Annotated in this window: 15 protein-coding genes and 1 pseudogene; 10 read left to right on the forward strand and 6 right to left on the reverse strand. The window is 72.9% G+C overall.

All coding sequences use genetic code 11. The features are described from left to right. Positions 1-152: 152 nt before the first annotated feature. Positions 153-962, reverse strand: a complete 810-nt coding sequence (locus tag QA634_RS11400; protein ID WP_012332119.1) for an alpha/beta hydrolase — start codon at positions 960-962, stop codon at positions 153-155. Positions 963-976: 14 nt separating this feature from the next. Continuing rightward, positions 977-1849 carry a glutamate racemase gene (gene murI / locus QA634_RS11405; RefSeq protein WP_012332120.1) on the reverse strand — a complete coding sequence of 291 codons (873 nt, stop codon included), beginning with the start codon at positions 1847-1849 and terminating at the stop codon, positions 977-979. A gap of 400 nt (positions 1850-2249) precedes the next feature. On the opposite strand from murI, the gene QA634_RS11410 reads away from it, so the two are divergent. From QA634_RS11410 to QA634_RS11430, 5 genes are all read left to right on the forward strand, one after another. After that, entirely contained in the window at positions 2250-3920 is a 1671-nt protein-coding gene (locus tag QA634_RS11410; protein ID WP_012332121.1) for a methyl-accepting chemotaxis protein, read from the forward strand. 135 nt (positions 3921-4055) lie between these two features. Next, positions 4056-5315: an ergothioneine biosynthesis protein EgtB gene (egtB, locus tag QA634_RS11415; RefSeq protein WP_012332122.1), complete on the forward strand. Its 1260-nt coding sequence runs from the start codon at positions 4056-4058 to the stop codon at positions 5313-5315. Between the two features lie 31 nt (positions 5316-5346). Next, positions 5347-6330 carry an L-histidine N(alpha)-methyltransferase gene (egtD, locus tag QA634_RS11420; RefSeq protein WP_012332123.1) on the forward strand — a complete coding sequence of 328 codons (984 nt, stop codon included), beginning with the start codon at positions 5347-5349 and terminating at the stop codon, positions 6328-6330. A gap of 19 nt (positions 6331-6349) precedes the next feature. Further along, on the forward strand, positions 6350-7051 hold the full coding sequence (locus QA634_RS11425) for a hypothetical protein (protein ID WP_012332124.1): 702 nt from the start codon (positions 6350-6352) through the stop codon (positions 7049-7051). A 12-nt stretch (positions 7052-7063) separates the two neighbouring features. Then, positions 7064-7786, forward strand: coding sequence for a DnaJ domain-containing protein (locus QA634_RS11430; protein WP_012332125.1), 723 nt, complete (start codon positions 7064-7066; stop codon positions 7784-7786). A gap of 146 nt (positions 7787-7932) precedes the next feature. On the opposite strand, the pseudogene QA634_RS11440 reads toward QA634_RS11430, so the two are convergent. Further along, positions 7933-9443: pseudogene (locus tag QA634_RS11440) on the reverse strand (serine hydrolase). A gap of 309 nt (positions 9444-9752) precedes the next feature. On the opposite strand from QA634_RS11440, the gene QA634_RS11445 reads away from it, so the two are divergent. The 4 genes from QA634_RS11445 to QA634_RS11460 all read left to right on the forward strand — a co-directional run bounded on the left by QA634_RS11445 (position 9753) and on the right by QA634_RS11460 (position 13734). Then, positions 9753-10091 carry a phasin family protein gene (locus tag QA634_RS11445; protein ID WP_012332127.1) on the forward strand — a complete coding sequence of 113 codons (339 nt, stop codon included), beginning with the start codon at positions 9753-9755 and terminating at the stop codon, positions 10089-10091. A 307-nt stretch (positions 10092-10398) separates the two neighbouring features. Then, a complete protein-coding gene (gene clpS / locus QA634_RS11450; protein ID WP_012332128.1) occupies positions 10399-10827 on the forward strand; it encodes an ATP-dependent Clp protease adapter ClpS in 429 nt (142 codons plus the stop codon). 21 nt (positions 10828-10848) lie between these two features. Further along, positions 10849-13302, forward strand: a complete 2454-nt coding sequence (clpA, locus tag QA634_RS11455) for an ATP-dependent Clp protease ATP-binding subunit ClpA (RefSeq protein ID WP_012332129.1) — start codon at positions 10849-10851, stop codon at positions 13300-13302. Between the two features lie 162 nt (positions 13303-13464). Next, the gene (locus QA634_RS11460; RefSeq protein WP_012332130.1) at positions 13465-13734 is read left to right on the forward strand and encodes a hypothetical protein; all 270 of its coding nucleotides are present in this window, start codon (positions 13465-13467) and stop codon (positions 13732-13734) included. Between the two features lie 261 nt (positions 13735-13995). Here QA634_RS11460 and QA634_RS11465 read toward each other — a convergent pair whose 3' ends face one another. Next, the gene (locus tag QA634_RS11465; RefSeq protein WP_012332131.1) at positions 13996-14724 is read right to left on the reverse strand and encodes a cold-shock protein; all 729 of its coding nucleotides are present in this window, start codon (positions 14722-14724) and stop codon (positions 13996-13998) included. 309 nt (positions 14725-15033) lie between these two features. Here QA634_RS11465 and QA634_RS11470 point away from each other — a divergent pair, with 309 nt between their 5' ends. After that, positions 15034-15708 (forward strand): nitroreductase, encoded by a 675-nt coding sequence (locus QA634_RS11470; RefSeq protein ID WP_012332132.1) that lies wholly within the window; start codon positions 15034-15036, stop codon positions 15706-15708. Positions 15709-15747: 39 nt separating this feature from the next. Here QA634_RS11470 and typA read toward each other — a convergent pair whose 3' ends face one another. Both typA and QA634_RS11480 read right to left on the reverse strand, forming a co-directional pair. After that, complete coding sequence (typA, locus tag QA634_RS11475; RefSeq protein WP_012332133.1) at positions 15748-17571, reverse strand: translational GTPase TypA; 1824 nt, start codon at positions 17569-17571, stop codon at positions 15748-15750. A 130-nt stretch (positions 17572-17701) separates the two neighbouring features. Then, positions 17702-19030 carry a TAXI family TRAP transporter solute-binding subunit gene (locus QA634_RS11480; protein ID WP_012332134.1) on the reverse strand — a complete coding sequence of 443 codons (1329 nt, stop codon included), beginning with the start codon at positions 19028-19030 and terminating at the stop codon, positions 17702-17704. Between the last annotated feature and the right edge of the window lie 140 nt (positions 19031-19170).

The following is a 19170-nucleotide window of genomic DNA, read 5'->3' on the forward strand; positions in this document are numbered from 1 at the left end:
CGATTGGCGAGGAACGCGCCCTCCTCTTCCCTGGCGGGACGACAGACCGGCCGGACGACCGTTCACGGGTGCGCTGAAACAGCCGCGGGGCCCCGAAGGACCCCGCAAGCCGGGCGCTGTTACGCGGGAACGGCGCGAAGGTCAAGGGTTGATCAGCCGGCGACGCATCCCGCGGGGATCGCGGCCCGGAACAGCGCCTCGGCCTCCGCGTCCCGCTGTCCGAGCAGGCTGACGTGGTCGCCCGGCACCGGGAGGAAGCGCGTGCCGGGGGGCGCCGCCCGCGCGAGGCGCTCGGCGAGGGCGAGGGGAATCAGCGGGTCGGCGTCGCCGTGCACGATCAGGATCGGGCCCGCCACCGCGCCGATGCGCGCGTCCGAGCGCCAGGTGTCGCGCAGCACGAAGGCCGGCAGAGCGGGAAAGAACAGCCGCGCCATCGAGAGCATCGAGTCGAACGGCGCCTCCAGGTAGAGCCCGAGATGCGGGCGCGTGGCGGCCACCGCCACCGCGACCGCCGTGCCGAGCGAGTGGCCGTGCAGCAGGACGGGTGCCCCGGGCGCGCGCCGCGCCGCCTCGGCGAGGGCCGCGAGGCCGTCCGCCACCAGGCCGCGCTCGCTCGGGCGGCCGGTCGAGCCCGCATAGCCCCGATAGGCCAGGGCGAGCAGGCCCCAGCCCCGCGCCCGCCACGGACCGGCCGCGAAGCGGGCGGCGTGACGCTCCGGGAGCGAGGCGTTGCCGTGGAACGTCACGACCACGCCGCAGCCCGGGGCGGGCGGGCGCCAGAGGGCGCGCAGGATCTCGCCGTCCGCAGTCGGCACCCGGATCGCGGCGGTGCCCTCCGGCGGAGCGGGCAGGGCGTCGTAGGTGAAGGAGGCGCCCGGGTAGATCATCCGCCGCTGCACCGCGACGAGGCCGGGCGGCAGCGCCGCGACGAGGAGCGTCGCGGCGGCGACGAGGAGGAGCACGGTCCGGCGCCGCCTCATTGCCGCGGGCTGGGCATCGCCGTCACGGCGACCTTCCCGAGCCCGCGGGCGGCGAGGGCCGCGCGCAGAGGGGCGGTCAGGCCCTCGCCGCCGGTGAACACCGCGAGCCCGGGCGTCGCCTCAGGGTCGGTTCCCCGCGGCGCGGGCCCGAGCAGCGCGGCCATGCGCCGGGCGACGGCCGGGGCGGGGTCGATCCAGGTCACCGGCCAGGGCGCCAGCCGCTCGAAGCGGGCGAGGAGCAGCGGGTAATGGGTGCAGCCGAGCACCACCACGTCGGTGCGCGCCGATCCCTCACCGACGAAGCAGGGAGCGATCTCCTCGCGCAGCACGTCGTCGTCGACCGGGCACCCGGCGAGGTCGGCCTCCGCGAGCGCCGCGAGCCGGGTCGCCCCGACCAGCGTCACCGCGCAGGTCCCCGCATAGGCGTCGATCAACTCGCGGGTGTAGTCGCGCCGGACCGTGCCGGGCGTGGCCAGGACGCTGATCCGGCCCGTGCGCGTGGCGGCGGCGGCCGGCTTGATCGCCGGCACGGTGCCGACGAACGGGACGGCGAAGCGCGCGCGCAGGGCCGGGAGCACGAGGGTCGTGGCGGTGTTGCAGGCGACCACGACGAGGTCGGGCGCGTGAGCGGCGACGAGCCGCTCCATGACGGCGACCACGCGGGCGACGAGCATCTCCTCCGACAGGTCGCCGTACGGGAAGGCCGCGTCGTCGGCGGCGTAGACGATCCGGGCGTCCGGCCGCGCCCGCCGGAGCTCCGACAGGACCGTGAGGCCGCCGAGGCCCGAATCGAACACCAGCACCGCGGGCGCCCGCGGCCCGGGCGCGAGCGGGGCGGCGCCGGTCCCGGCCAGAAGATCGATCCGCATGCGCGTCAACTCGTTGGGGCGGGGTGCGTTTCCGGACTCTGTCGTCCGGCTCTTAAGACTTGGTCACCGCAGACTTGGTCACCGCGCCGCCCGGCCCGACGCGGCGGGGGCGCGGGGCAGGCTTGGCGGAGGATTGGGACGAGATTGCAGCGGCGGCGGCCGGCATCGGGCCTCCGCGCCGCGCGGCCCGCGCCGGGCGCCGCCGCGGAGGCGTCACCACACCCTCGCCGTCTCCCGCCGCGCGACGCAGCGTCGGGCCTCGCGTGCCGCCGTCTTCCTCAGAGGAATGGGAGTAATTTCTTCAAATCTGTCGACGAGGATGGCGCCACTCTCGCCATACTGCCGCGGTGCGGGCCAGGGATGTGGGGCCGCGCCGCGGGCCGACCGGGCTCTCGACATCATGACTCGTTTCCGCACCATCAAGGCTCGCCTCGCCTCGACCCTGGCGCTGCTGAGCGTCCTCGTGCTCCTGGCGAGCGCGCAGGGCAACATCGCCCTGTCGCTCCTGCGCGCGAGCCTCGACGCGGTGGCCAACGGGCGCGTCGCGGCCCTGGCGCGCTGCGAGGAGATCCGCAACCGCTACGACGATCTCCTCGGGCTGGCGCGCCAGATCCGCGACGCCACCCAGCCCGCCTCGGTGGCCGAGCAGAGGAGCGCGGCGATCCAGGCGCAGATCGACGCGACGTGGCGCGATGTCCCCCGCGACCTCTCCGACCCGGGCGAGCGGGCGCTGTCCGACCGCGTCGCGGAGCGGATCGAGGCCCATCGCGGCGCCCTGCGCGCGACCTTCGCGGCGCTCCGCGACGGCGCCGTCGACGGCCAGGGCGCGGTGCGCAAGGTGCTGGCCCTGTCGGAGGAGATGCAGCAGGTGATCGCGCCGCTGCTCGCCCACGAGACCGCCGCGGTGCGGCGCGAGCACGCCCGCGCCGCGCAGGCCGCGGCGTGGTCCTTCGCGGCCCTGATCGGCGTGCTGGCGCTCGCCGGGCTCGCGCTGGCCTACGCGGTCTTCGTGCTGCTCCACGGCGTCACGCGCCCGCTCGCCGCGATCACCGCCACCACGACCCGCCTCGCGGGCGGCGACCTCGACGTCGCCATCGCCGGAGCCGAGCGGCCCGACGAGGTGGGCGCGCTCGCCCGGGCGGTCGCGGTCTTCCGGGAGGCGCTGCGGGCCAAGCGGGCGGCCGAGACGGCCTCCGCCGCCGAGACGGCGGCGCGGATGCGCCGGGCGCAGAGCCTCGAGGCGGCGACGCGGAGCTTCGAGGCCGAGGTCGCCACCCTGAGCCAGTCCCTCGCGGGGGCCGCCGCCGAGATGGAGGCCACCGCCCGGTCGCTGACCGGGACCGCCACCCAGGCGAGCGCGAGCGTCGAGGCGGCGGCGGATTCCGCCGCGCGGACCGCCTCCCATGTCGGGGCGGTGGCGGCGGCGAGCGAGGAGATGACCGCCTCGATCCGGGAGATCTCCGGGCGGATCGGCCACGCCGCGCAGATGGCCGGACGGGCCGCCGAGGCGGCGGGCCGCACGGACGGCATCGTGCAGGGCCTCGCCCGCCGCGCCGAGACCGTCGGGGAGGTGACCGGGCTCATCTCCTCGATCGCGAGCCAGACCAATCTCCTGGCGCTCAACGCGACGATCGAGGCGGCGCGGGCCGGCGAATCGGGCCGCGGCTTCGCGGTCGTCGCCGCCGAGGTCAAGCAGCTCGCCGAGCAGACCGCCAAGGCCACCGAGACCATCGCCCAGCAGGTCGCCTCCGTTCAGGCGGGAACCCGCGAGGCGGTGACGTCGATCGGGGAGGTCCAGCGCACGGTGTCGGAGATGCGCGACATCGCGGCCGCGGTGGCCGCCGCCGTCGAGGAGCAGGGCGCCGTGACGCAGGACGTGGCCCTCAGCGTCGCGGAGGCGGCGCAGGGCACCGGCGGGGTCACCCGCAGCATGGAGACGGTGCGCGAGGCCGCGGCGCGGACCGGCGCGGCGGCGGGCCACGTGCTCGCCTCGGCCGGAGGCCTGTCCCGGCAAGCGGAGCGCCTGAGCGCCGAGGTGGCCGGCTTCCTGCGCGACGTGCGGCGGGCCTGAGCCGGCGGGAGCGCCCGTCGCTCCGGCGGCGCGGGGCCGCGCGCCGGGCCGGCGTCACCAAGCGTGGCAGAGAAACGAATTCCCTGCCGGGGCGTTGTCGCTGGACCAGAGGTCTACGCCCAGGGGAATTCCGAGATGGCAGCCACCGCGACCGCGCCGGCCCCGCAGACGCGTCCCGCCTTCCCGCCGCCCGCTCTCACCGCCCGCCCGATCGACCGCGCCGCCTGGATCGCCGCCTTCCGGCACGTCCGGGACGAGACCGAGGCCCGCGCCGCGCCGCTCTCGCCCGAGGACCAGCAGATCCAGTCGATGCCGGACGCCAGCCCGACCAAGTGGCACCGGGCCCACACGACCTGGTTCTTCGAGCAGTTCCTGCTGAAGGACCATGCCCCCGGATACCGGATCTTCGACGAGCGCTTCCTGTACCTGTTCAATTCCTATTACGTGGCGGCCGGCCCGCGGGCGCCGCGGATCAGCCGCGGCCTGGTCACCCGCCCGACCTGCAGCGAGGTCGAGGCCTACCGCGCCCATGTCGACCGCGCCGTCCGCGCCCTGCTCGAGGCGGCGCCGGAGGCGGCCCTGCCGCAGGTGATCGCGATCCTGGAGATCGGCCTGTTCCACGAGCAGCAGCACCAGGAATTGATGCTCACCGACATCCTGCACGCCTTCGCGCAGAACCCGCTCCTCCCGGCCTACGATCCGGCCTGGCGCTTCCCCGCCCCGGCGCCGGCCGAGGGCGTGCTGCGCCTCGATGGCGGCGTCGCGGCGATCGGCCACCAGGGCGCGGGCTTCAGCTTCGACAACGAGCATCCCCGCCACGACGTGCTGCTGCGCCCGGTCGCCCTCGACCGGGCCCTGGTCACCAACGGCGAGTGGCTCGACTTCATGCAGGATGGCGGCTACGCGCGGCCGGATCTGTGGCTGTCGGACGGCTTCGCCGCGGCGCAGGCCGAGGGCTGGGAGGCGCCCGGCTACTGGCGGCGCTGCGCGGACGGGGTCTGGTCGAGCATGACCCTGGCGGGGTTGAGGCCGGTCGACCCGGCCCTGCCGGTCACGCATGTGAGCTACTACGAGGCGGACGCCTTCGCCCGCTGGAAGGGCCGCGACCTGCCGAGCGAGGCCGAGTGGGAGGCGGCCTCGCGGGAGGGACTCGACGGCGCCTTCGGGCACGTCTGGCAGTGGACCCGCAGCAGCTATTCCGCCTATCCGGGCTACCGGCCGGTGCCGGGCGCGCTCGGCGAGTACAACGGCAAGTTCATGGTCAACCAATTCGTGCTGCGCGGGGCCTCGGTGGCGACGCCGGCGGGCCACAGCCGGGCGACCTACCGGAACTTCTTCTATCCGCACCAGCGCTGGCAGTTCACGGGAGTCAGACTATCTCACGCCCTGGCCTGAGGCGGCTGCGCCTCCCTCCCCGGAGTTGCCCGTGAACGCACCGATCCCCCACCTGCCCCCGGCGACCCCGCTCGCCGCTCCGGCGAGCTTCGCCGAGGACGTGCGCGCGGGCCTCACCGCGGCGGACAAGCACCTCGCGGCGAAGTACTTCTACGACCGCGAGGGCTCCGCCCTGTTCGAGGCGATCACGCGCCTTCCCGAATACTACCCGACCCGCACCGAGCTCGGCATCCTGGCCCGCCACGGGGCCGAGATCGCCGCGAGCCTGCCGCCGCGCGCGGCCCTCGTCGAATTCGGCAGCGGCTCGACCCAGAAGGTGCGCCGCCTGCTCCCGCACCTGCCCGACCTCTCCGCCTACGTGCCGGTCGACGTCTCGGAGGCGTTCCTGCGCAGCGAGGCCGAGGAGCTCGGGCGCGACTTCCCGGGCCTGCGCGTGCTGCCGGTCCCGGGCGACTTCACGCAGGTCGTGACCCTGCCGCGGGACGCCGCCGCGGCGCCGCGCGCCGGCTTCTTCCCCGGCTCGACCATCGGCAATTTCGAGCCCGAGGCGGCCGCCGCGCTGCTCCGCCACTTCGCCGCGACGCTCGGGCCGGACGCGGTGCTCTTGGTCGGCGTCGACCTCGTCAAGGACGAGGCCGTGCTCGAGGCCGCCTACGACGACGCGTCCGGGGTCACGGCGGCCTTCAACCTGAACCTGCTCCGGCGCATCAACCGCGAGGTCGGGGCGGATTTCGACCTCTCGGCCTTCGCGCACCGCGCCTTCTTCAACGCCGCGCAGTCGCGGATCGAGATGCACCTCGTCAGCCGGCGCGCCCAGACCGTCACGGTGGCGGGCGTCCCGATCCGCTTCCGGGAGGGCGAGACGATCCACACCGAGAACAGCTACAAGTACACGCTCGACGGGTTCCGGGCGCTGGCGGGCGCGGCGGGCTGGGAGGGCAGGGCGGTTTGGACCGATCCGGACCGGCTCTTCTCCGTCCACGCGCTGCGCGCCAGCACGATCCGGCGCCACTGACCGGGCCTGGGCTGACGGCATGGGCGCGCGCTCGGGCCCTCCCGCTCCGGCCGACCCGGCCGCGGTCGCCGCCTTCCTCGACCGGGCGCGCCGCCTCGCCCCCGCCGCGACGGCGGCGCCGCGGCTGATCTTCGCCCTCGACGCGACGATGAGCCGCCAGCCGACCTGGGACCTCGCCTGCCGGCTGCAGGCCGGGATGTTCGAGGCCACGGCCGGCCTCGGCGGGCTCGCGGTGCAGCTCGTCTACTTCCGCGGCCTCGGCGAGTGCCGGGCCTCGCGCTTCGTCGCCGACGCCCGCGCCCTCACCGACCTGATGGCCGGGATCGCCTGCCGCGGCGGCCAGACCCAGATCGCCCGCGTGCTGCGCCACGCCCGCGCCGAGGCCGCCAAGGGTCCGGTGAAGGCCCTGGTCCTGGTCGGCGACGCGGTCGAGGAGGATCTCGACGGCCTCTGCGCGCTCGCGGGGGAACTCGGCCTGCTCGGCGTGCCGGCCTTCTGCTTCCGGGAGGGGGAGGATCCCCAGGCCCTGCGGGGCTTCTCGGAGATCGCCCGGCTGTCGGGCGGCGCCCACGCGCCCTTCGACCGGGCCGCGCCCGCGACCCTGGCGGGGCTCCTGCGCGCCGTCGCGGTCTACGCGGCGCGGGGACTCGACGGACTGCGCCTCGCCGCGCGAGAAGACGCGCAGGCGCGCCGGCTCCTCGGCGCCATGACGCCGCGGTGATCGCCCCCAGCCATGATCCCTCTCGGTCTCGGCGTGCTCGTCCTCACCGGCCTGTGGTGGCTCGGCCGCAATGCCAGCACCGCCAACCCGGCCACGCTCGCCAAGCTGCTGCGGCGCCTCGGCGGGCTGCTCGCCCTGGCGGCCGCCGCGCTGCTGTTCCTCCGCGGGCGCTTCGACGCGGCGATCCTCCTCGGCCTGTTCGGCGGCTCGCTCCTCGGCTGGCGGCAGATGCCAGCCCTCCCGTTCGGCCTCGGCGGGGCGGCGGCGCCGCGCGCGGCCGGCACCGCGTCCCGGGTGCGCTCGGCCACGGTCGAGATGGAACTCGACCACGACACCGGCGCCCTGCGCGGCCGGGTGCTGACCGGGCCCCTCGCCGGGCGGGACCTCGACACGCTCGGCCTGCCGGACCTGCGCAGCCTCCTCGCCGCCGCCCGCGCGGGCGACCCGGAGGGCGAGAAGCTCCTAGAGGCGTATCTGGATCGCCGGTTTGCCGGATGGCGTGAAGACGCTGAGCGCGACGCGGACCCGCGGCCGGGCGGAGCGGCGCAGCCAGGGCCGATGGCGGAGGATGAGGCTTATCAGATCCTGGGGCTTCAGCCCGGGGCGTCCGCCGAGGAGGTGCGGCGCGCGCACCGGACCCTCATGAAGCGGCTGCACCCGGACCAGGGCGGGTCGGACTACCTCGCGGCGCGCGTCAACGCGGCCAAGGACCGGCTTCTCAACCGACATCGCTGATACTCCACGCGCGTGTCGACGGAACGGGCGGGCCGCGGCCCGCGTGACGGGCGGATCGCGGCCCGCGGTTGTTGCGGGCCGCGTCCGGCCCGCGAGACGGCACGCCCGGCGCCCCTCGCGGCCGCCGGGCCGCGGCCCTCGCAGCCTCAGCTGCGGGTCGCGAAGCAGGTGAAGCCGTTGCGCTTCAGCGCGCGGCAGGCGTCCTGGGCGCTCTCGGCCTCGCTGAAGCCGGAGAAGCGGGCGCGGAACAGGGTGGTGCCGCCGTGGGTCACCCGCTCGGTGAAGGGCGCGGCCTTGGCGAGCACTCCGCCGCTGCGCTGGCGGGCCTCGGACAGCATCGACTTCGCCTTGCCCTCGTCGTCCATGGCGCCGAGCTGGATCACCCAGGGCGTCACCGAGACGGGCTTGGCGGCGGGCTTGGCGGCCTGCGCCTCGCCGCGGGCGGGCGGCGCCGGTGCCCGCGCCTCGCCGGGCTCGGCCGAGGGCAGGCGCGCCGCGTACTTGCCGCCCGGGGCCGGGAAGGCGGGGTCGGAGGCGGGCGCGTAGGCCTGGGCGGAGGAGGGGAGGCCCTGGCCCGCCCGCCACTTGCCCCCGGACGGGGTCGCGGTGTCGCGGGAGGCCGGGGACGTCTCGGGGAGGGGCCGGCGCGGGTGGTGGAATTCGTCGTCTCCACGCCCTCGTCGTCGTCGTCCGCCGCCGCGACGAGGGTGCGGGTCGTGGCCGAGCGCTCCGCCACCACGGCCGGTCGCGAGCGCTCGGCGAGTTCGGTCACCGGCGGGGTCGTGCGCGCCCCCGCATAGGCCTTCGGCAGGTTGCCCTGGACGAGGCGGGTCATGATCGCGTCGCGGCTCGCCACCGACTTGCCGCCGAGCACCACTGCCACGATGTGGCGGTCGGCGAGCCGGGCCGAGGTCATCAGGTTGAAGCCGGAATCCCGCGTGTAGCCGGTCTTGATGCCGTCGACCCCCTCGACGCGGCCGAGCAGGTGGTTGTGGTTGCCGATGACCCGGCCGCGGAAGGCGAAGGAGCGGGTCTGGAAGTAGCGGTAATAGCGCGGGAAGCGGTCCTGGATCGCCCGCGCCAGGACCGTGAGGTCCCGCGCCGTCGTGATCTGGTCGCTGTCGGGCAGGCCCGAGGCATTGGCGTAGTGGGTCCGCGACATGCCGAGGGCGTGCGCCTTGCGGGTCATCATCTCGGCGAAGGCGCCCTCGGAGCCCGCGATGTTCTCGCCGATCGCGCAGGCGACGTCGTTGGCCGATTTCGTGACCAGCGCCTTGATCGCCTCCTCGACCGTGATGGTCGATCCGGGGCGCAGGCCGAGCTTCGAGGGCGCCTGCCGGGCGGCGTTCGCCGAGATCTCGAGGGGCGTGTCGAGGGACATCTTGCCCCGCTCCAGCTGCTCGAACAGCAGGTAGAGCGTCATCACCTTGGTGATCGAGGCGGGGTGGCGCAGGGCGTCCTCGTTCACCGCGTGGAGCACGCGGCCGCTCTTCACGTCCACCACCATCGCGGCGAAGGGCGGGTTGTAGCCCCCGCCGCCGCCGTGATGATGCCCGCGTCGGCGGGCATCCGCCGGATGCGTCATGGCGGTCAGGACGGCCGCGGCGGCGATCAGGGCGGGAAGGGAACGACCAGAGGTGCCGCGAACGCCACGCATCACGAACTCATCCTACGCCTCGCCGCGACGGAGGCTCCGGCGCGGCCGGCCCTGACGGACCGCCCCTCGCCCGCGGAGACTCGACGCCCCCGTCGCCGCGGCATCACTGTCAATCAGGCTAGGCGGGCGCAGTTACGCCCGGGTTAATGGCCACGGTGGCGTGTATTGTGCGGTGCACAAGAAACGCTTGACGGCCGGTTGTGCAGTGCACATATTCCGGCCCGCGGCAGGCCAGACGCGCGGGCGCCTCCGCTCCGACCTCCTGCAACCGCGCCCCGAGGGGCGGCGCCGAGTGCGCCGTAGACCGTGATGAGCCAGCAGTTCGACACCGCCCAGAAATTCGGCAAGGAAGCCGTCGACACCTTCCTGCGCAGCTTCGGCACCCTGTCGAAGGGCAGCCAGGCGATCGCCGTCGAGGTGGCGGACTACGCCAAGCAGTCCTTCGAGCAGACCTCCGCCACCGTCGAGAAGCTCGCCGGCGTGCGCTCGCTCGACAAGGCCATCGAGATCCAGACCGAGTACCTGAAGAGCTCCTACGAGCGCTTCCTGGCTCAGTCGACCAAGATCGCCGAGCTGTACGGCAGCCTCGCCAAGGAGATGCTGAAGCCCTACGAGACCCTGGCCGCCAAGGTTCCGGCCGCCGCGTAGGGCGGCCGCGGCGGGCCCCGCGGCCCGCGCTCGGGCCTCCCGGCCCACTCGGGCCGCCAGGCCCGCTCCCAGGCGCATCGCAGAACGGCGCGGACCGCCCGGTCCGCGCCGTTCTCGCGTTGGGCAACGGCCCCGCGCAAGCCTCAACCATGACAAGAGGGCGCAGCCGTCTGGCGCGCCCGGTCCTCGGCCTATAGATTAGGCTCGGATCCGGCACGGGGCGTGCTACGTTGATGCCGGTCTGCAGCGTCCGAGGATCATCGCCCGATCCCCGGCGCGACCGGAAGGGTGAGGTCGAACGGTCCCTATGTCTCAAGTCCCGCGGCAGGACATCGTCGTCACCACAGGGTCGGCTGCGGCCGGGAGCGCCGCAGGGCCGATCGTCGCGGCCACGCCGCGGACACCGGGAAACGGCGGGGCGGGGCAGGGCGGCGACGGCCGTTCCGGGACGGCCGTCATCACCCGCACGCGGCCGGTCACGAAACGGCCGAACCTCTACCGCGTTCTCCTCCTCAACGACGACTACACGCCCATGGAGTTCGTCGTCCACGTGGTGGAGCGCTTCTTCAACAAGTCGCGCGAGGACGCGACCCGGATCATGCTGCACGTGCACCAGAACGGCGTCGGTGAGTGCGGCGTTTTCACGTACGAGGTGGCGGAGACCAAGGTGACGCAGGTGATGGACTTTGCCCGCAAACACCAACATCCTCTCCAATGCGTCATGGAAAAGAAATAGGCACCAGCTCAGAGGCCCGCTTTGCCCAGCTTCTCACGCAGCCTTGAACAAGCCCTTCACCGCGCCCTGGCGCTCGCTGGCGAGCGCCGCCACGAATACGCCACGCTCGAACATCTCCTGCTGGCTCTCGTGGACGACCAGGACGCGGCCGCGGTCATGCGGGCCTGCAACGTCGACGTCGACGTTCTGAAGCGCAATCTCGTCGAGTATATCGACACCGAACTCGCCAACCTGACGGGCGACGGCCGCCAGGATGCCAAGCCCACCGCCGGGTTCCAGCGGGTCATCCAGCGCGCGGTGATCCACGTCCAGTCCTCCGGCCGGGAGGAGGTGACCGGGGCCAACGTGCTGGTGGCGATCTTCGCCGAGCGCGAGAGCCACGCCGCCTACTTCCTGCAAGAGCAGGACATGACCCGCTACGACGCGGTCAACTACATCAGCCACGGCATCGCCAAGCGGCCGGGCCTGTCGGAATCCAAGCCCGTGCGCGGCGCCGACGAGGAGGGCGCCTCCGAGCGGCCGAGCGGCCCCGAGGAGGAGCGCGGCCCGAAGAAGAAGGGCGACGCCCTCGACGCCTATTGCGTGAACCTCAACAAGAAGGCGCGCGAGGGCAAGATCGACCCGCTGATCGGCCGCGAAACCGAGGTCCAGCGCACGATCCAGGTGCTCTGCCGCCGGCAGAAGAACAACCCGCTCCTGGTGGGCGATCCCGGCGTCGGCAAGACGGCGATCGCCGAGGGGCTGGCGCGCAAGATCATCCAGCACGAGGTGCCGGAGGTTCTCGCCGACGCCACCGTCTTCTCCCTCGACATGGGCACGCTGCTCGCCGGCACCCGCTACCGGGGCGACTTCGAGGAGCGCCTCAAGCAGGTGATGAAGGAGATCGAGGCGCATCCGAACGCCATCATGTTCATCGACGAGATCCACACGGTGATCGGCGCCGGTGCGACCTCGGGCGGCGCGATGGATGCCTCGAACCTGCTCAAGCCGGCCCTCGCCTCGGGCACCCTGCGCTGCATCGGCTCGACCACCTACAAGGAGTACCGCCAGTACTTCGAGAAGGACCGGGCCCTGGTTCGCCGCTTCCAGAAGATCGACGTGAACGAGCCCTCGATCCCGGACGCGATCGAGATCCTCAAGGGTCTGCGGCCCTACTTCGAGGAATTCCACAAGCTCAAGTACACGACCGACGCCGTGAAGGCCGCGGTGGAGCTGTCGGCCCGCTACATCAGCGACCGCAAGCTGCCCGACAAGGCGATCGACGTGATCGACGAGACCGGCGCCTCGCAGATGCTGGTGCCGGAGGGGCGCCGCAAGCGCACGATCGGCGTGAAGGAGGTGGAGGCCACCATCGCCACGATGGCGCGCATCCCCCCGAAGACCGTGTCGAAGGACGACGCGGTGGTGCTGGCGAACCTGACCGACAGCCTCAAGCGCGTCGTCTACGGCCAGGACAACGCCATCGAGGCGCTCACCGCCTCGATCAAGCTCGCCCGCGCCGGCCTGCGCGACCCCGACAAGCCGATCGGCTCCTACCTGTTCGCCGGTCCGACCGGCGTCGGCAAGACCGAGGTGGCCAAGCAGCTCGCCTCCGCCCTCGGGGTCGAGATGCTGCGCTTCGACATGTCGGAATACATGGAGCGCCACACGGTCTCGCGGCTGATCGGCGCGCCTCCCGGCTATGTCGGCTTCGACCAGGGCGGCCTGCTCACCGACGGGGTCGACCAGCATCCGCACTGCGTCCTCCTGCTCGACGAGATCGAGAAGGCGCATCCGGACCTGTTCAACATCCTGCTGCAGGTCATGGATCACGGGAAGCTCACCGACCACAATGGCAAGCAGGTGGATTTCCGCAACGTCATCATCATCATGACGTCGAATGCGGGCGCCGCCGACCTCGCCCGGGCGGCCTTCGGCTTCACGCAGAGCAAGCGGACCGGGGACGACCACGAGGCGATCAACCGCCTGTTCGCGCCGGAATTCCGCAACCGGCTCGACGCGATCGTGTCCTTCGGCCACCTGCCCAAGGAGGTGGTCTCGAAGGTGGTGGACAAGTTCGTCCTCCAGCTGGAGGCGCAGCTCGCCGACCGCAACGTCACGATCGAGCTCTCGGACGAGGCCCGCGAGTGGCTCGTCGAGCACGGCTACGACGAGACCATGGGCGCCCGCCCGATGGCCCGCCTGATCCAGGCCACCATCAAGACCCCGCTCGCCGACGAGGTGCTGTTCGGCAAGCTCAAGGATGGCGGCGCGGTGCGGGTGATCGTGAAGCGGCCGGAGGGCGAGAAGCCGTCGCTCTGCTTCGACTTCCCGGCCGGGCCGGTGACGCCCAAGCCCGAGAAGGACGTCACCATCGCGGCCAAGAAGAAGCGCCCGCGGCCGCGGGCGGCGCCCAAGAAGCCGAAGGACAATGGCGGCTCCGGCGGCAGCGGCGGCGTCCGCACCGTTCCGAAGGTGCCGCTGGTGCGGGCCTGAGGCGCGGCCCGCCGGCCGGGCGGGCTCGCCCGCGGCCGGCGGATCGTCTATGAGCGTGTGGCGCCATGGTCGTCCCGGTGAGGTGCCTCGCCGGGACGTTCCGTTTCAGGAGAGGCTCGCGGCCCCGCTCGCCGGGGCCGGACCAGGGACGAGAGTTCACGCATGACCGGCGACCTCAACGAGGGTCCCCTCGCGCCGGCGACGACGGTCGCGCCGCCGCCGAAGCTCAGCCGCCGCGAGAAGCGCCGCCAGCGCCGCCGCCGGCGCATCATCGGCGAGGAGATCCTGGCCTGGATCCTCGTGCCCCTGATCGTGCTGGCCGGTTACTGGGCCTTCGCCGGCGCGCTTTCCTTCTTCGGCACGACCCCGACCGCGTTCTTCGACCAGATGATGCAGGTCAAGGACGCGCTCCAGAAGAAGCAGAAGCCCTGAGGCGGGCGGCCGCCCGGGCCGCGCTGGGCGGCAGGGCCGAGGCGCCGTCGGCCGCGGCAACGGCGCCGTCCCGCGAGGGGAGGGGGCCGGATCGCTCCCGCGCGGCGCCGGGCTCGCGCCCGCGCGCGACGCCGACCGTCACGCCCGCGTAGAATCCCGTGAAATCTTCGGCCCGCGCCGCGCCCGCGACCAGGCCCAGAACGCACGAAGCGGCGGCTCCGAGGAACCGCCGCTTCGTCGATGCGATCGCTCCGTGACGGATCACTCCGCGACGGTGATGCTCTGCGCCTCGCGGCCCTTCTGGCCCTCGACCACGCCCATCGTCACCTGCTGGCCCTCGGCCAGGGAGTCGAGGCCGGCGCGGGCGAGCGCCGAGCGGTGAACGAAGACGTCCTTGCCGCCGTCCTTCACCGACACGAAGCCGAAGCCCTTGGCCGGGTCGTACCACTTCACGGTGCCGCTCATCTCGGTGGAGGGGCCGCTCGCGAAGCGCCCGCCACCGCCGCCGCCACCGCCGCCAGCGCCGTAGCCGCCACCGCCGCCGCCGAAGCCGCCCGCGCGGGGCGGACGCGGCCCGCGGGCCGCCGGGGCCTCGGCCGTGCTGGTGTCGACGCTGGTGATGTTGGTGACCTGCGGGCCCTTCTGCCCCTGAGCCGTCTGGACGGTCAGGCGCGTGCCGGGCAGCAGATCCGCATGGCCGGCCGCCTCGACGGCGCGGATGTGGAGGAAGGCATCGCCCGAACCGTCACCCAGTTCGACGAAGCCGAAGCCCTTCTCCTTGTTGAACCACTTGACCGTCGCGTCACGCTCCGGCCCGGAGGGAATGCTGCTGCGGGCCGGACCGCGGTCGAACCCACCGCCGCCGAAGCCGCCGCCATAGCCACCGCCACCGTATCCCCCTGACGGAACCTGATCCGGCCACCGCGGCTCAGGCGCACCATCATCGAAGCCGCGACGACGCGGCTCCCTAAAATCACGACCACGTCCCATTTAGAAGCTCGCCAAAAACGTAACCCGCCGACCCCATTCCGTGCCACGCGCCGCTGCATCTCTCAGACGGTATCGTGACACGACTCCATTCCCGGTTGCGGTGACCAAGACGTCCGCCACAGTCCTGACGCAACTCAGACCGTACCGCAAGGCGGATCTGCCCGGCGTGGCGACGACATGGCTACTCTCTCACGATCCGTTACGGATTGACAGACCGAATCGGAGGTGGCTCGCATGGAAATGGCGCCCCCGGCGCGTCTTTGTGGCGCGGGCCGGTTGCGCGCGCCGATCCGGGGGGTGTGGCGCCTCATGGGCGATTCGGTGGCGGAGGCGATCCGCTCGCGGCGGGCGGTGCGGGCCTTCCGGCCGGATCCGGTGCCGGCCGGCACGGTGCGCGCCCTGCTCGACCTCGCCGCGCGGGCCCCGAGCGGCAGCAACATGCAGCCCTGGCGGGCCTACGCCGTGACGGGTGGCGTGCGGGAGGCGCTCTGCGAGGCGCTGGTGGCGGCCTACCTCGCCGGGGACGTGGGCGAGCCGGCCCATCGCTACTACCCGGAGGAGTTTTTCGAGCCCTATCGCGGCCGGCGGCGCGCGGTGGGTCTCGGGCTCTACGCGCTGCTCGCCATCCCGAAGGGCGATTCGGAGCGGATGCGGGCGCAGCACGCCCGCAACTTCCGCTTCTTCGACGCGCCGGTGGGGCTGGTCTTCACCATCGACCGGCGCCTCGCGGTCGGCAGCTGGCTCGATTACGGCGGCTTCCTGCAGACGCTGATGATCGCCGCCCGGGCGCGCGGCCTCGACACCTGCCCGCAGGCCGCCTTCGCGCCCTACCACGCGGTGATCCGCCGCCACCTGCCGCTCACGCCCGACGAGAGCGTGGTCTGCGGCATGGCGCTCGGCTACGCCGACCCGGAGGCGCCGGAGAACCGGCTGCTGCCGGAGCGCGAGCCGGTGGAGGGGTTCGCCACCCTGCTCGGGTTCTGACACGGGATCCGCTTCGATCAAACGGATCCCGAACAGACCTCAGGCGCTCAGCGCCTCCTTGGAGCGCTCGGCCCGCTTGCGGTCGTTGGGATCGAGCACGGCCTTGCGCAGCCGGATCGATTTCGGGGTCACCTCGACGAGTTCGTCGTCCTGGATCCAGGCCAGCGAGCGCTCGAGGGTCATGCGGATCGGCGGCGTCAGGCGCACCGCCTCGTCCTTCGAGGTGGTGCGGATGTTGGTCAGCTTCTTGCCCTTGAGCACGTTCACCTCGAGATCGTTCTCGCGGTTGTGCTCACCCACGATCATGCCCTGGTACACTTTCCAGCCCGGCTCGATCATCATCGGGCCGCGATCCTCCAGGTTCCAGAGCGCGTACGCCACCGCCTCGCCCTGGTCGTTGGAGATCAGCACGCCGTTGCGCCGGCCCGGGATCTCGCCCTTGAAGGGCTCGTAGGCCTTGAACAGGCGGTTCATGATCGCGGTGCCGCGGGTGTCGGTCAGCAGCTCGCTCTGGTAGCCGATCAGGCCGCGGGTCGGGGCGTGGAAGACGAGGCGCAGCCGGTTGCCGCCGGAGGGGCGCATCTCCAGCATGTCGCCCTTGCGCTCGGACATCTTCTGCACGACGACGCCCGAATGCTCCTCGTCGACGTCGATCACCACCTCCTCGATCGGCTCCAGGAGGTTGTCGGCCTCGTCGCGCTCGAAGACGACGCGCGGCCGCGACACCGCGAGCTCGAACCCTTCGCGCCGCATCGTCTCGATCAGGATCGAGAGCTGCAGCTCGCCGCGCCCCGAGACGTGGAACGAGTCCTTGTCGGCCGCCTCCTCGATCTTGAGCGTGATGTTGCCCTCCGCCTCCTTGAACAGGCGGTCGCGGATCATGCGGCTCGTGACCTTGTCGCCCTCGGTGCCGGCGAGCGGCGAGTCGTTGACGATGAAGGACATGGTCACGGTCGGCGGGTCGATCGGCTGGGCCTGGATCGGGGTCTCGTTCGCCGGGTCGCAGAACGTGTCCGACACCGTGCCCTTGGTGAGGCCCGCGATCGACACGATGTCGCCCGCCTCGCCGACCTCGATCGGCTGGCGCTCCAGGCCGCGGAAGGCGAGGATCTTCGAGATCCGGCCCGTCTCCACCACCTTGCCGGTGCGGTCGAGGACCTTCACGCTCTGGTTCGGCTTCACGCTGCCGGAGGCGATCCGCCCGGTGACGATGCGGCCGAGGAACGGGTTGGCCTCGAGCAGGGTGCCGAGCATCCGGAACGGCCCCTCCTCCACCTGCGGCGCCGGCACGTGGGCGAGGACGAGGTCGAAGAGCGGCCCCATGCCGTCCTGCGGCCCCTCGGGGGAAGTCGCCATCCAGCCGTTGCGGCCCGAGCCGTACAGGATCGGGAAGTCGAGCTGCTCGTCGGTGGCGTCGAGCGCCGCGAACAGGTCGAAGACCTCGTTGACCACCTCGTCGATGCGGGCATCCGGCCGGTCGACCTTGTTGATCGCGACGATCGGGCGCAGGCCGATCTTGAGCGCCTTCGAGACCACGAACTTGGTCTGCGGCATCGGCCCCTCGGCCGCGTCCACCAGCACGATCACGCCGTCGACCATCGAGAGGATGCGCTCGACCTCGCCGCCGAAATCGGCGTGGCCGGGCGTGTCGACGATGTTGATCCGGGTGTCCTTCCAGACGACCGAGGTCGCCTTGGCCAGGATGGTGATGCCCCGCTCCTTCTCGAGGTCGTTCGAGTCCATCACGCGCTCCTCGACGCGCTGGTTCTCGCGGAAGGCCCCCGATTGCTGCAGGAGCTTGTCGACCAGGGTGGTCTTCCCGTGGTCGACGTGGGCGATGATGGCGATGTTGCGCAGCTTCATGGGGGGTCCGAAGCAAAAATCGCCCGGCCTGACGCGGGCCGCGGGTCGGCAGCCGGCAGGACGGGCGGGGGACATGCTGTTGCACCGCAATATAATGCGCGACGTCCCCCGGCAAGAGGGACCGATCGTCCTACTCGGCCGCGACCCGCCCCGGCGGCTCGGCCGGATGCACGTGCCCGCTCTGGATCAGCACCCGCCGCTCGGCGATGGCGCGGCGGGCCTGATCGAGCCCGAGCGTGAAGGCCGCCACCCCGGCATTGTCGATCGCGCCGGTTCCGGCCCGCGCGAGCGCGGCCGCCAGGATCTCGTCGGCCTTGTGCTCCAGGGCGAAGAGGTCGTCCTCGTTCTCCATGTCCCGGGTCGCCCGCACGATGGCGAGGAGTTCGCGCAGCAGCTCCATGTCGCGGGCGCGGGAGCGGTTCGCCGCCCGCGACACCAGGGTGGCGCCGACCGAGCCCAGGATCGAGAGCACCATGACGAGCAGGTAGAACCAGTCGCCGTAGCGCTCGAAGAAGGTCTCGATCTCGCCGTCGTAATAGGCCTCGGCGCCGGGATGCAGGGGCAGCGAGCCGCCCTTGGCGGTGTCGGGCGCCTCGATCTGGTTGGCGAGGGGCACCTCGCCGACGATGGCCGGCCGGGTGACGAAGAGGAGGCGGGTGAGTTCCGAGACGGTGGCGTCCGGGAGCTTGGCCTGCGCGACGAGGCGGTGGCTCACCCCGAGCGTCGTGAAGGCCTCGGCCGGGCGCGAGGGCGTGCCGCCGAAGGTGCCGCGGCCGACCTCGACCGATTCGAAGGCCGGCCTGCGCCGGGCGATCGCCGCCGCCTCGCCGACCGGGATGAAGCTCAGGTGCAGGCCCGCCCGCGCGACGCCGGCCACGGCGTCGGTCATCGTCGGCCCCGTGAGGGGGGCGACCACGAGCGCCGCGTCGATCCGACCCTCCTGGAGGGCGTGCCCGACCTCCTCGCCATGCGCGAGGGGAACGGTGGCGATGCTGCCCGGCGGCACCTCGTAATGCTCCAGGATGGTGGCGAGGAGCTGCGCGTTGCCGGCCTGCGGACGCACCACGCCGACGCGCCGGCCCTTGAGGTCGGCCACCTCGGAGGGACCGCCCTCGACGGTCACCAGCACGGCCGCGTCGCGGTGCAGGATGGCCACGGTCTGCGTCGTGGCCGGAATGCCGACATCCGAGCGCACCACCGCGAGGTCGGCCTTCTCGCGCTCGGCCAGGGCCGCGCTCTCGGCGACGCCGCCCGCCGGCACGACCCGCAGGCGCACGTCCTCGTGGCCGCGGGCGAGGGATTGGGCGACGGCGCCCATCATCCGCGCGTCCTCGCCTCCCGGCGGCCCGACCGCGACGCGCAGCGTCGTCGGCTGCCACGCCCACTGGTAGGCGAGCAGCCCGGCTGCCAGCAGGGCGAGCAGCGTCGCCACGGCGATCGGGATGTGACGGCGCATCATGACCGACCAAGGTGCGGCGCCACCCGGCCCGCGGCAAGGGGCCGTGACGCGACGCCCGCGGGCCGCCATCCAGCGGGACGGCCCGGCCGGTGCCGCGATGGCCGCGGCGGGGGCGCGACCGCTCCTCCTCGGACACCACG

Source organism: Methylobacterium sp. CB376 (assembly GCF_029714205.1).
Taxonomy (GTDB): Bacteria; Pseudomonadota; Alphaproteobacteria; order Rhizobiales; family Beijerinckiaceae; genus Methylobacterium.

Coding starts and splice junctions, on each gene's coding strand:
- murI (WP_012332120.1), bottom strand. CDS start 1,849: ATGCGGATCGATCTTCTGGCCGGGACCGGCGCCGCCCCGCTCGCGCCC.
- QA634_RS11410 (WP_012332121.1), top strand. CDS start 2,250: ATGACTCGTTTCCGCACCATCAAGGCTCGCCTCGCCTCGACCCTGGCG.
- egtB (WP_012332122.1), top strand. CDS start 4,056: ATGGCAGCCACCGCGACCGCGCCGGCCCCGCAGACGCGTCCCGCCTTC.
- QA634_RS11425 (WP_012332124.1), top strand. CDS start 6,350: ATGGGCGCGCGCTCGGGCCCTCCCGCTCCGGCCGACCCGGCCGCGGTC.
- QA634_RS11430 (WP_012332125.1), top strand. CDS start 7,064: ATGATCCCTCTCGGTCTCGGCGTGCTCGTCCTCACCGGCCTGTGGTGG.
- QA634_RS11445 (WP_012332127.1), top strand. CDS start 9,753: ATGAGCCAGCAGTTCGACACCGCCCAGAAATTCGGCAAGGAAGCCGTC.
- clpS (WP_012332128.1), top strand. CDS start 10,399: ATGTCTCAAGTCCCGCGGCAGGACATCGTCGTCACCACAGGGTCGGCT.
- QA634_RS11460 (WP_012332130.1), top strand. CDS start 13,465: ATGACCGGCGACCTCAACGAGGGTCCCCTCGCGCCGGCGACGACGGTC.
- QA634_RS11465 (WP_012332131.1), bottom strand. CDS start 14,724: ATGGGACGTGGTCGTGATTTTAGGGAGCCGCGTCGTCGCGGCTTCGAT.
- QA634_RS11470 (WP_012332132.1), top strand. CDS start 15,034: ATGGGCGATTCGGTGGCGGAGGCGATCCGCTCGCGGCGGGCGGTGCGG.
- typA (WP_012332133.1), bottom strand. CDS start 17,571: ATGAAGCTGCGCAACATCGCCATCATCGCCCACGTCGACCACGGGAAG.
- QA634_RS11480 (WP_012332134.1), bottom strand. CDS start 19,030: ATGATGCGCCGTCACATCCCGATCGCCGTGGCGACGCTGCTCGCCCTG.